Origin of the sequence: Oceanobacillus halotolerans, assembly GCF_010993955.1 — a bacterium.
GTDB lineage: Bacteria > Bacillota > Bacilli > Bacillales > Amphibacillaceae > Oceanibacillus_A > Oceanibacillus_A halotolerans.
This window is the reverse complement of the sequence record NZ_WIXL01000001.1, coordinates 401235-413967: the sequence shown is the minus strand read 5'-3', so window position 1 is coordinate 413967 and position 12733 is coordinate 401235. Positions and strand designations below refer to the sequence as shown.

At 40.0% G+C, this 12733-nt stretch carries 12 protein-coding genes; 4 read left to right on the top strand and 8 right to left on the bottom strand.

Annotated elements, in window-relative coordinates; genetic code table 11:
- Positions 1–28: 28 nt before the first annotated feature.
- The 3 genes from GHC26_RS01865 (at position 29) to GHC26_RS01855 (ending at position 1894) form a co-directional block, all read left to right on the top strand.
- Positions 29–433 (top strand): hypothetical protein, encoded by a 405-nt coding sequence (locus tag GHC26_RS01865; RefSeq protein WP_163969540.1) that lies wholly within the window; start codon positions 29–31, stop codon positions 431–433.
- A gap of 228 nt (positions 434–661) precedes the next feature.
- The gene (locus tag GHC26_RS01860; RefSeq protein ID WP_163969539.1) at positions 662–1405 is read left to right on the top strand and encodes a threonine/serine exporter family protein; all 744 of its coding nucleotides are present in this window, start codon (positions 662–664) and stop codon (positions 1403–1405) included.
- A 42-nt stretch (positions 1406–1447) separates the two neighbouring features.
- On the top strand, positions 1448–1894 hold the full coding sequence (locus tag GHC26_RS01855; RefSeq protein ID WP_163969538.1) for a threonine/serine exporter family protein: 447 nt from the start codon (positions 1448–1450) through the stop codon (positions 1892–1894).
- Positions 1895–1949: 55 nt separating this feature from the next.
- On the opposite strand, the gene GHC26_RS01850 is transcribed toward GHC26_RS01855, so the two are convergent.
- The 4 genes from GHC26_RS01850 to GHC26_RS01835 form a co-directional block, all read right to left on the bottom strand.
- Complete coding sequence (locus tag GHC26_RS01850; RefSeq protein ID WP_163969537.1) at positions 1950–2270, bottom strand: hypothetical protein; 321 nt, start codon at positions 2268–2270, stop codon at positions 1950–1952.
- 750 nt (positions 2271–3020) lie between these two features.
- A complete protein-coding gene (locus GHC26_RS01845; RefSeq protein ID WP_163969536.1) occupies positions 3021–6083 on the bottom strand; it encodes an efflux RND transporter permease subunit in 3063 nt (1020 codons plus the stop codon).
- Positions 6080–6946 carry an efflux RND transporter periplasmic adaptor subunit gene (locus GHC26_RS01840; protein WP_163969535.1) on the bottom strand — a complete coding sequence of 289 codons (867 nt, stop codon included), beginning with the start codon at positions 6944–6946 and terminating at the stop codon, positions 6080–6082. Before GHC26_RS01840 ends, GHC26_RS01845 begins: the two co-directional genes overlap by 4 nt.
- Before the next feature lie 6 nt (positions 6947–6952).
- Positions 6953–7837, bottom strand: a complete 885-nt coding sequence (locus tag GHC26_RS01835; protein ID WP_163969534.1) for a TetR/AcrR family transcriptional regulator — start codon at positions 7835–7837, stop codon at positions 6953–6955.
- Between the two features lie 1338 nt (positions 7838–9175).
- On the opposite strand from GHC26_RS01835, the gene GHC26_RS01830 reads away from it, so the two are divergent.
- On the top strand, positions 9176–9367 hold the full coding sequence (locus GHC26_RS01830; protein WP_163969533.1) for a YjfB family protein: 192 nt from the start codon (positions 9176–9178) through the stop codon (positions 9365–9367).
- 51 nt (positions 9368–9418) lie between these two features.
- Here the strand turns inward: GHC26_RS01830 and GHC26_RS01825 are convergent, their stop codons facing one another.
- From GHC26_RS01825 to fabZ, 4 genes are all read right to left on the bottom strand, one after another.
- The gene (locus GHC26_RS01825; protein ID WP_163969532.1) at positions 9419–9898 is read right to left on the bottom strand and encodes an RDD family protein; all 480 of its coding nucleotides are present in this window, start codon (positions 9896–9898) and stop codon (positions 9419–9421) included.
- A 14-nt stretch (positions 9899–9912) separates the two neighbouring features.
- Positions 9913–10911 carry a signal peptide peptidase SppA gene (gene sppA, locus GHC26_RS01820; protein WP_163969531.1) on the bottom strand — a complete coding sequence of 333 codons (999 nt, stop codon included), beginning with the start codon at positions 10909–10911 and terminating at the stop codon, positions 9913–9915.
- 159 nt (positions 10912–11070) lie between these two features.
- On the bottom strand, positions 11071–11457 hold the full coding sequence (locus GHC26_RS01815) for a hypothetical protein (RefSeq protein ID WP_163969530.1): 387 nt from the start codon (positions 11455–11457) through the stop codon (positions 11071–11073).
- A 510-nt stretch (positions 11458–11967) separates the two neighbouring features.
- Positions 11968–12387 carry a 3-hydroxyacyl-ACP dehydratase FabZ gene (fabZ, locus tag GHC26_RS01810; protein ID WP_163969529.1) on the bottom strand — a complete coding sequence of 140 codons (420 nt, stop codon included), beginning with the start codon at positions 12385–12387 and terminating at the stop codon, positions 11968–11970.
- Positions 12388–12733 lie beyond the last annotated feature (346 nt).

The following is a 12733-nucleotide window of genomic DNA, read 5'->3' as shown; positions in this document are numbered from 1 at the left end:
AAAATGAGTGGAGAGGAGTACGTGAAAAGTGAGTACCACTATTTTTGTATTAGCGGCAGTTCTTGCTGTCATTCCTATTTTAGCAATCGTCAAAGTGAATTTAGAGCGGATTAAAGAAAATCCAGAAAAAGTAGAAAAAGCAAGGACTAATCTTTTTATTGGTGTAGCCATTAGTGAGACCATCCCTATTTTGTTAATTGTATATGGACTCATCACGATGACACCAGTCGGGACGATGGAAGAATTGTATCTCCCAGGACTCATTATTATTGTGTTAATGGCATTTGCAGCATTTTTTATTTTTCTGCAACGTAGTGTCGGAACTAACGATGAAACAAAGGGTATCGTTACGAACTTTTCATTGATTAGCTTGGTTCTCGTAAACGCTATACCCATTATATCGCTTGTAGGCCTGTTCATGATGGCACCATAATGGAATGAATTATTAGAAAAACTCGCATTCGCTCGTCTTTTAGCGAAGGTGCTAGTTTTTCTTATACTTGGAACGTTAAAAGTTTAGCTACGTCGAGTCCACTTCTTGGCTAAAATTTTATACTTTCCTAAGGTGCATAGAAAAGTGCTTCTACCATCGATAGAAGCACTTTTTTTGTGCAAGCTGTTTGCATTATAATAAGTATGAGAATCGAAAGTAGGTGGACATATGGAAAATAGTACGATGATTGCAAAGGTTTGTATGCTTGCAGGGAAAATCATGTTAAAAAGTGGGGCAGAAACCTATCGAGTAGAGGATACGATGAGTCGAATCGCTCATGCGTTTGGTCTGGAAAATGCACAAAGTTATGCAACGCCCACAGGTATTAATTTTTCTCCTGATAGTGCAGAAGCCACAAACTTTATGCGCATATCTAAGCGTGCCACTGATTTACATAAAATCGATGAGGTCAATACGATTTCTCGAAACGTAACAGCTGGAGAGCTTAGCTTAGATGAAGCACTGATGCGACTCCAAGATGTCGATAAAGCGTCCTTGTCGTTTCCAGGATGGATACAGATTATAGCGGCAACGTTTGTTAGTGGCAGTTTCACCATTATGTTTGGAGGAACATGGCCTGATTTTATCCCAGCCTGTATTGCAGGTGGACTTGGATTTGCGGGAATGCTTGCCTTCGCGCGTTTAGTGGATACTGGATTTATTGCGGAGTTTTTCGCGTCTTTTATTATCGGAGTTAGTGCGTTTCTGTTTATCTACTACGGTTTTGGTGCAAGTTTGAATAAAATTATCATTGGTGCGGTGATGCCGCTTGTCCCTGGTCTTCATATCACCAATGCTGTGAGAGATTTAATGGCTGGTCATTTGGTTGCTGGGGTTTCGAAAGGAGTGGAAGCCATTTTAACCGCTTTTGCCATTGGTGCTGGGGTTGCCGTTGTATTTGGTATATTTTAACGTAAGTGGAGCGGTAAGTTTATCTGGGAAGGAGATTAAACAATGACAATCATAGAACAACTGATAACAAGTTTTATTGCCGCTGCAGGGTTTGGTATCCTGTTTAATGCACCACGCCAATCCTTGATCCAATGCGGACTGATAGGGATGTTTGGTTGGATTTTATATTACATGTTAGTAGATGCGGGAATGGATGTCGTGCCAGCAACCATTTTTGGTGCAATGCTTGTGGCTGTCCTTAGTCAAATTGCATCAAGAGTTTTTAAGACGCCAATTATTATTTTTAATGTATCTGGAATTATCCCACTTGTCCCAGGTGGAATCGCCTATGATGCCATGCGTCACTTTGTGGAAAATGACTATTTTACCGCTGTCCAATTATCAGCAAAAGTCATGTTACTCGCTGGTGGGATTGCGATTGGATTAATGTTTTCAGAGGTAGCCAATCAGGTGATCCGAAAAATAGTTTGGAAGGTGCAAGGACGGTAAGTTGTAGAAAAACACACGATCATCATCAGGTATGATAGCATCGTGTGCTTTCGCGTTATTCCGATATGACAATATTTTCCTTTGATTTATTATCAGGCGAAGCAGCATTTAACATTAGGAAAATAGCTGATAAAATGTGTAATATCCAACCTACAAATGGAATCCATCCAATACAAGACGTGACAATACCGAGAATACTACCTGTTATTTTGCCTTCATCCTTTGTCGTTAAAATTAATGTAACAATATGTAAAACTAACATAATACCTAACGGCGTCCAATAAAATCCTACTACGATGGATCCACCCAAAATTGGAATACCAAGCAGTGCCTCTAATCCACCTGTCACCCATTTTAAAACCCGTGAAGCCGACATCCTTTTCACCTCCATTTTTGTATAAACGTATAACGAAACATGATTCATCGTATGCGTCTATTTTACGTGAAATTCCTTTCCACATAATCATTTATCTTATTATACCATTATTTGGTGGGGGGTTGTATAGGGTTGGGTGGGGGTGCTTGAGGCACGTGGTGCACGAGTTTCTGGTGCACTCACAAAAAAGTTGATGTGTCTCTTGTTGGATTTACTTTCTTGCTTGTTGAATTAAGGCATAGGTGTGCTCTGTTACCTTTTTATGACTTCACTTGCTGATTCAGTCACTGACAATGCCTCTCTGTTACCTTTTCACAACTTCACTTGCTGATTCAGTCACTGACAATGCTTCTCTATTACTTTTTACGACCTCTCTCACTCAACTGGTCACTGAAAAGAGGTCTCGATTAACCTTTCCTTCTTTCCTTGCTGATTTTCACATTGACAAACCTCCTCAATTAAATCTTTCTTCTTTTCATGCTGAATTTCACTCTGAAAAGCAGCCTCAATTAAATTTTTCCTTCTTTCCATGCTTACTTTCAAATCGACAAGCCGTCTCAGTTAACTTTCCCCTTTTTTTAAATGATTTTTTTATCCAGAACCGATTTCGTTTCAATTATTAATATTATCTCGATTATATGTGCATCTATAAGTGCTCTCGCTAAACTTTCAAAGCAAATTTTGAAACTTCAGGACGACACCCCCCCACACGCACAATAAAAGCTCCCAGCCAACACTGGGAGCCTCATCTTATGCTTCTTTTTTCTTACGTCTTAGAACTTTATTCGTTAAATCATCAAATAATGTATAGACGACTGGAATCAATAGGAGCGTGAAGATACTTGAGATTCCAAGACCGAATATAATGGTTACGGCTAATGGTTGTTGCATTTCCGCACCTTCTCCTAGTGCTAATGCTAATGGAACCATCGCTAGGATTGTCGTTAAGGTTGTCATTAAGATTGGGCGTAAACGAGATTGACCTGCTTCCAATATTGCTTCATAGCGGTCCATCCCTTTATCCCGCAGTATATTAATGTAATCCACTAAGACAATCGAGTTGTTTACGACAATACCCGCGAGCATAATGATCCCGATAAAGGCTGGGATACTTAATGGTAATCCTGTTACAAATAGTCCAACCATAACACCAATAACGGTTGCTGGCATCGAGAACATAATAATTAATGGGAATAGGAAGTTCTCAAATTGAATAGCCATCACCGCGTACACTAGGAAGATCGAGAAGACTAGCGCTAATGCTAAGTCAGCAAATGACTCTGCCATATCTTCTGCCTGACCACCGATGGAATAGCTATATCCTTCTGGCATACTTAACTCCCCTAATGCTGATTCCACATCACTTACAACACTTGCTAAGTCACGATCCACCACTTGGCTGGATACGTTCATTTGTGCCTGTTGATTTTGCCGCATTAAAGCAGCAGGTCCTTGCATCTCTTGGAAAACAGCTACCTCATCTAATGGAATCACCGCACCAGTTGGGGATTGAATTTTCATGTCCTGTAAATCACTAATGGTGCTACGTTCATTCTCTGGATAAAGCATTGTCACATCCATTTCATTGCCATCTTCCCGATATTGGGTGGCAACTTGGCCTGTGAACTGTAATTGAATTTGGCCTGTAATTTGATCTCTAGTTACCCCATAACTTGCTGCTTTTTCATCGTCAATGGTGATCGTTAACTGTGGTACCCCTTCATCTGCTGCTGATTCTGGGTTGTGGATACCTTCAACCGTTTCCATTTGGGCAACAACCTGATCGGCTAACTCGTTTAAGACTTCATGTTCTGGACCGTTTAGTTGAACCTGGATTGGGTCTCCCATACTCATTCCGCTTTCCATTGAGTTTACCGTGATTTCTGCACCTGCAATGTTTTGTACATCCTCATCAATTTGTTGAACAATTTCTGATGTGGATTCCTCACGTTCACTGGATGGGATTAATTGGATCGTGTACGTGGCACTGTTGCCACTTCCACCAAATCCACCGCCACCAACACTGACAAAGTCTGTATCGATGACAGCATCATAGGCTGTTAGCTTTTCATTAACTTGATTCACAATTCCTTCTGTATGCGCTAAAGAACTGCCTGTTTCCGTTTCTACTCGAATTTCAATTTGACCTTGGTCTGCTGCTGGCATAAACGATGCACCAATTAACGGTATTAAGGCTAAGCTTCCGATAATAGCGACAATCGTTCCGAAAATAGTTGTTTTCCGGAAGCGCAAGACACCTTTCAATACACTTTTATATGCATTGGTTACTCGTTGTAGTATACGATTAAACCAATAGCGACGGCCTTTTTCTGGATCTGCTAAGGCTTTCGATAATAATTTAGACGACAGCATTGGCACTAACGTGATCGCAACAACTAGTGCTGCAATTAGAGAAAATGCTACCGCTAGAGCTAATGGTGTAAATAAGTCAGACGCAATTCCTCCCACGAACACAATCGGTAAAAAGACAACCAATGTTGTGGTGGTAGATGCGATAACAGCTGGTGCTAGCTCGGAAGCACCTTTTATGGCAGAGTCGACTAAGTTATACCCCCGTTGCCGGTATGTGAAAATATGTTCTAAGATGACAATCGAGCTATCAACCATCATCCCGAGTCCAAGTGCTAGACCACCTAATGTTAAGACATTCAACGTTTCACCTGTAAAGTACATTAAGGTAAACGTGGAAATAACAGCAATTGGAATGGAAACACCAATGACAATCGTTGCTCGAATACTTTTTAAGAATAAAAGTAGAACAAAGATCGAGATGGCACCACCAATTAAAATATTTTTCACAACCGAATCAATCGATAGTTCAATAAACTCGGACGTATCGATCACCACGTCTAAGTTGACATCTGATGGAAGGTCACCCTGGATTTCTTCCATGCCATCTTTAATATTGTTTGCTACATCTACGGTATTTCCATCGGTTTTCTTCATGATGGATAACACAATCGATGGTTCTCCGTTGACAAGTGTTGTGGAAGATGATTCTTTGTAGGTATCCTCGACACTGGCAACGTCATCTACATGAATCGTTGCACCTGTTTCAGTTTGAATAATCGTATTTTCAATATCCCGTATCGATTCAAACTCTCCTGTCACACGTAGCTGTAAGTCTTGAGTACCTTTTTCTACTGCCCCACCTGAGGATGATTGGTTGGCACTATTTAATGCCTGAATGATCATTTGCGGGTTAACTCCGTATTGTTGCATACTGGCTTGGTTAAGCTCTAGTTGGATTTCGCGTTCTTTTGCACCTTCAACCGTTACCGATGCAACGCCACCTTGACGCTCGAAATAGGGAACAATTTGATCATTTGCTAATTCGGTTAAAGCGGCAGCATCTTTTCCTGTTAAACTAACCCACATCACAGGCATCTGCTCTGGACTAAACCGCATGACATTTGGTTCGCCTGCACGTTCTGGTAAAAAGCCTTTTACTTGATCGATGCTTTCCCGCACATCAAGCAAGGCTTGGTCCAGATCGACATCTGTATTAAACATCATTAACACAAGGGATGAACCTGATTGGGATTGAGATTGAACCGTTTCAATTCCTTCGACAGAGCTGACGGAGGATTCGATTGGCCTTGAGACTAAATTTTCAACTTCTTGTGGAGCGGCATCTTCATATGTCGTTGCTACTACCGCAACAGGTAAATCAATTTGTGGAAATAAATCAACCACTAACCCGCGAAGGGATACGATTCCTAATGCGATAACAGCTAATACGATCATAATGACACCGACTGGACGTTTTACGGATGTATTAACTAGCTTCAAGACTCATTCCCCTCTTCTGTCACGTTCACTTTCGATTGATCGGAAAGGGTTAATTGACCATTTGTCACCACTTGGTCCCCTTCCGCAATAGTATCGCCTTCAATGGCCGTTTTGTCTGATTGTGTTTCCGTGATCGTTACCGCTGCTTTGTTCGCGACATCATCTTCAATCACATACACAAATGTTTCATCACTTTCTTCGACAATTGCTTCTGTCGGGACAATTATGGCATCTGTTACACGACTTTCTGGTACCGTTAATTCAGCTACCATGCCTGGCAATACATCTCCCTCTTCATTGTCGATCGTTGCTTCCACTGGATAAAGACCTGTATCATCTGGCATTTTATCAATCGTTGTAATTTCTGCTTCATATTCATTTTCACCGATGACTACTTTATGAATAGCTTCTTTTTCAAAAAGATCTCGAACACCAGCAGTTACACTAAATTGTAATTTCATCGTATCCAAATCAGCAATGACAGCTAATGGTTCCTCGCTTGTAGCCATTGCACCTTCTTCTGCCGTTAAATTAATAATTTCACCGTCTTCTGGTGCATAAATCGTTTGATTTCCAGCTGCAGTTTGAATGGTTGCAATTACATCATCTTCTTCTATGATATCCCCGTTTTCTACCTCTAGCGTATCAACCTCACCAGGAGTTTGAACCATAATTGGTGTTGCTGTATTAGGGGCGGTTCGACCATAAACCGACTTCTGGATAATCAAATCACTCACGGTCACTTCTTCTGTTTCGACTGGGATGACTGGTTCTGCTTCTTCCTCATTTGCGTCTTCTTCTTGATTACAGGCAGCAAGTACAAGTAATGACAATAGTGTTATTCCTATGATCCATTTTTTCATTGCTGTCTAACTCCTCTCTTTATCTAAAAGTTCTATATTCAATAATGCAGCAATTTGCTTACAATCTTCTATTAAAGCTGGGATGGTCTGCATATGTGCCAGCATTCCTTGTATCACAATGGACTGTGGCTTTTCCTTGTTTACCTCTTTCTCGATTATTGCTAATGCATCAGAAATTTGTTGTTGTTTAGCTTTTGTTAGATTTACGAATTTTATTTTTTCTCTTAGGGTTTCCAACCTTTTTTCGATAGACGCATTGCTAGCACTTTTTTTATATTCGAATGGTATATCGGTTTCTGTAAGGAGTGGGATTTCATTTCGTGCTATCATTCCTTCTATTAGGTCATCTAATCGATTCATCAGATAAGTACTTACTTTTTGTGGTTCAATCTCCAGTTGATCCATGACAATCCATTTAAAATAACCAATCATCAACCCTTCTAATTGAATGGCAACATCCGTAAAATAACGTTCTCGTTTTTCCCCATATATTGCTTGTAAATTTTTCCTAATCCAAGCATAGTTGTCCATCTTCATCTGGCGAATCATCCGGTCTATATCTTCTCCGATCGTTATATTTTCTCGGACCATCATAATAATAAAATCCTTATAATGATAAACATAATCCGTGATGACTCCAATTTGCTTGGTAAAGCTTATTTTCGGAGGGTCTTTTTCCTGGATAACCATTTCCAACTGCTCATTAAGTTTCGTATGATAGTAGTGAAAAGCTGACTGAATAAAGTCTTCTTTGGATGTGAAATACAAGTAAAAGGCACCTTTTGAGACTCCTGCAGTTGTTGCAATCTCTTGAATCGATGTTTGATGATAGCCTTTCTCAGCAAACAAAGCCATTCCCGTTTCCATCAATATTCGTTCTTTCTCCTTCATATCAACACCTAGTTTCGTTATACGGATTCACCTAGCAGTATGTTTCAAGTTGATTTAAAAAACATTAGTTTCTAACAGATTGTTGTTTTCTAGTATGAACATCTCGCATATAAGATGGATTATTCGCAATAAATGTTTAGCATGTCTTCCTTAATTCTTTATAAAGTGAGTGCTATACCTACGCTGTGGAAAATACTCGCTTTCACCATGGGCACAAGGGCAACATCTGTTCAAACTCCCAATGGTCGTTTTCACAGTGTTTACTTTCCCTCGGGGAACGCTTCAGCCTCCTCATGGAAAAACGTAAGCGCCTTGGTCACACCCGATTAGAAAACTTGGCTTTTCGCCAAGTGGCGAAAGCCTTAGTTGCACTTATGCAGTAAGTTTTTTCTTATCTGCCAAGCTTAAGCCGAGCCTCGGCGTGGCGTATTATGCCCGTGATGAGGATTGACTTAAGACCTCGAGGGTGTAGGCGCTGGCCGATGAATACGCCACGTCCTTATGTCTATCGGCACTAGGACGTCCTGTCCGTCGAAGTTAGACATCGCGAGCAAAAAGCGCTCGCTGTGGGGTCTTCAGACTGTTCCTTTTCCCGTAGGAGTCTCGCATTTTCCACAGCTTCGAATAGTTTTCTAAATTAAAAAGACACAATATTGACAATGTCTATCATTTGCTTCGATCAACTGTTATATTGTCAATGGTAATGATGTAGCACAACTTAGCGGAGGAAAAACACGAAGACTCCTGCGGGAAGTGGGAGATCGGTGAGACCCCACAGGACGCTAATCCGAGGAGGCTCACCACTCCCCCGCGGTAAAGTAGACACTGTGAAAACGAATAGTTTGAACAGATGTCGCACTTATGCCCCTGGTGAAAGCGTAGTGTTTTTCCGTAGCGAAGCTATGTGCACATCCAAATTATTGCGCACAATATAGAAGGTGCGACGTAGAAAACAATGTATTTGAGAAGTATCAAATAATTTATCAACACGGTTGACTGACCAGTCAGTCAATCCTTGTTATAATATTTCATGCACACTTACACATAATACCGCTTCTCTATAGTTGGTGCAAGGAAAACCTTTCGACAGTAATTGGTTTGGAACCTTATGAAACTGTCGAATATTGGAAAATGGTATGCTATACTATAAATGCGTGTTCAAATAGGAGGATTAAAAGGACCGAGAAGTTCAAGGCAGTGTAGCTTTGAGTAACGGAATGTATGCATTTAATACATGAGTAACGGAAAAGCAAGCTAACAGAAACACCGATGTGTCATTTTCACCGGACTTTTTGAACAACCTCTATAAAAGAAATATGCTTAGGGGAGGCTATACATATGGATGTTGCAGCGATGTCAATGGTCATGTCCACACATCAAGTTCGTACAGATGCCAGTCTGAAAGTAATGGACAATATAAAAGATGTTGCCGAACAACAAAGTAATCAATTACTCGACATGCTCGAGCAAAATCAAGCACCTGAAGCCGCTCACCCATCACTTGGTAATATGATTGATGTGAAAGCATAATACGGTAAGAGAAGAGCTAAGAAGTAATGTAACTTACTCCTTAGCTCTTTTTTAGTTCGTATGAATAACACGTGTGTCGCCAAACATGTCATGGATTCCTTGCTTTTCATTTGTAAAAGCGACAACAATATATAGAAGTGACATAAAGAAGAATACGCGATGAATAAAGCGACCAACTACTTCTCGAAAAAGCAAATCACTCCACGTTAATTCTTCTTGATCCTGTCGAATAACTTTTAGTCCAAATATCATTTTTCCTAGTGTTTGGTTAAAATACTTAGTCATCAACACAAAATAAAGATAGAAAATAACGGCCCCTAAAATAGCATTCAACGTCCAATACCCTATTTCAATCGCTATCCCATCATTGATGAATTTTAATGGGGTCAATAGGATGCCGCTAAGACTAAATATAATGATTAGATCAGCCAGATAAGCCCAAAAACGCATCCAGAATCCTGCATAGCGCAGTGTAGGTGCTAACTTTTCTTGCGTTGTTTCTTCCTGAGTATCATTTATCTGTTCATCCATGTGACGACACCCCCTTATTTAGAATATAAGTACATAGCACGTGGACCATCTGCTTGGCGAATCATTTCCAATAAACCATTTATTTCAGCACGTTCGCCAAAAAGACTTTGCGCAGATGCCATGAAAAGCTCGTTAAATCCTGGATTGGTTCGATATCGAATAACGTTTGTATCCCCCAACTCAAAGTCCTCTTCCATCATCTCTACTGTTTCATCAAATGAGCCTAATGCATCAACAAGGCCAACATCCATCGCCTGTGATCCAGTATAGACACGTCCATCCCCTAATTCACGTACTCGTTGTTCAGACATGTCACGTCCATCCACAATCACTTGGACAAAGTCTGCATACATTTCATCGACCATCGATTGTAAAATCTCTTCTTCATCATCCGTCATGTCACGAGAAGTGGACATGATGTCTTTATATTCACCACTTTTAATCGTATTGAAATCAATTCCCCACTCTTCTGCTAGATCTGCAAAGTTAATGCTTTCCATAATGACACCAATTGAGCCAGTAAGTGTTGCAGGGTTAGCAACAATTTTGTCAGCTGGTGCTGATATGTAATAGCCCCCAGAGGCAGCAGTATTACCCATGGATACATAAACTGGTTTATTATATTCTTCCTGTACCTCTACTACCTTATCATGTACTTCTGCACTTTCTACAACGCCACCACCAGGTGTATTGATGCGCAAAATAATACCATCAACGGAAGGGTCTTGTCCTGCTTCTTCTAACATTTTCAGGAAACGTTGATGGTTATACGCTAACTGATTAAGAAGTGAGGTGCCACCACCAGTATCCTGGATGACGCCTTCCACATCGAGTACTGCAATTTTATTTTGACTTGTTCCCTCTTGAATTACTTCTTCCTCAAATAATGTATCTGGTACATTAAATACATTTTCAAAGTTGGCTGTTGCGATGCTGGAGAAAAATTGAAACCCAACTGAAACAACAAACAAGCCAACTGCTATAAGTAAGGCAATCCAACGTTTTCCATTCATTCGTAAATCCTCCTTCATTTTTCATGCATATAAAAAATGGTATCGTAAAATAGGAAAAAATTCCATAAGTAGAGGTGAAATTAGAAATACTTTTTATTATTTTCAGCGTGGTTGCAGTAAAAAATCCCCCGATTACTCAGGGGATTTTATGCTTATCCTTTATTGATCGTCATCATTGTTGTTATTATCATCTGTACCCATGTCAGTGTTATCTTCATTAGCTTCATTGTCTTCATTTAAATTGTCGCCATTGCCGTTGGTATCAGTACCTTCGTCTTGGTTTCCATTTTCATTTAAGCCTTCGTTCCCCTCATCATCTAGAAGCTCACCATCTTCATCCAACAATTCATCTTCTTCATTACCTTCATTATCCCCATTACCTTCATTGTCTCCATTCCCTTCGTCATCAGGGTTCAATGGCGCCTCTTCTTCATCAATAGGAGCATCCTCATCAACTGGATCCTCTCCATCATCTGTTCCACATGCAGTCATTAATGCTAATGCAAATACTGGTGCTCCTAGTTTTATTAACCATTTTTTCGTCATATAAGGTTTCCTCCTTTAGAATGTTCATTATCGCTTTTAGGTTAACCATTCTAAGCAAAGTCATACTTGAATTTTTGCTTTGTTATCACTATTTTTTCCATTTATTACGTTTCTAAACAAATATCGACAATTTTCTTTTAAAACTTATTGGAATTATGTATGCGTTTCGAGGGTAATCTATAATAAAAATCCCATGCTTTTTTGTTAGCATAGGATTGGTATTTTCGGTTATTGAGATGGTCCATCAGGATTTGCTTGTGCATGATTTAAAAATCGCAACAAGGTGTGTTGTCGAGGTAAAATGCATTTCTATCTCCCTTGATATTCGGTCAAAACAGTATTTACTCCTAAAAAGTTGATAATTACATCGAGAAGCACAATCTGGAACAATACTCACTTCTAGATGCCTGATAATTGGATACTTCACCGAAACAAAATCCGCTTCCAAATGCACTGGAATTGCATCGAGATGTGTTGTCGAAATACCGAGATGCGCTTCACCAACAAACCTTATTTTATTGCAAATGTAATTTCGCCTTCACAGGCAACTTCGCCATCGACAGTAGCAATTCCTTTTCCTTTTCCAATCGGACCTTTTACCCGCGTAATTTCTACTTCTAGGCGGAGCTGATCGCCTGGCTTTACTTCGCGTTTGAATCGAAATTTATCAACGCCAGCTAAAAAACCAAGCTTCCCTTTATTCTCATCCATGCCTAATACACCAATAGCACCAACTTGTGCGAGTGCTTCCACCATTAATACACCGGGCATTACTGCATATTCAGGAAAATGGCCTTGAAAGAATGGTTCATTAGCGGTAACATTTTTAATTCCAACAACGCGCTTCCCTTCTTCCATTTCGATTACTTTATCCACTAACAAGAACGGATAGCGGTGTGGAATTGTCTCTTTTATTTGTTCAATGTCCATATTAGCACTCCTTTTTATGTATTGATTTTATTACTCCTCATAATCCATTTGCTGTTTCTTTCATCACCTAAGCCGTGATCTTCCTCAGTTTGATCCATGTTTGTGGGTATTTTACTTACTCCTCCCACAAGATGTCTTAGCTTAGGTGCTTTTGTTTTTCTATCGAGTCATATTGTTTTATCTATAGGCCCTTTTCTTATTCTATGTTGTTTTTTATGTCGCATAATCTATATTGTGCGCAATAGTTTTAATATGTTTTCTTATCATCCTTTATAGGATGAGTGGTTAACTACCGCAGCGGAAAACACTCGCTTTCCTCGGGGAACGCTTCAGCCTCCTCGCGAGC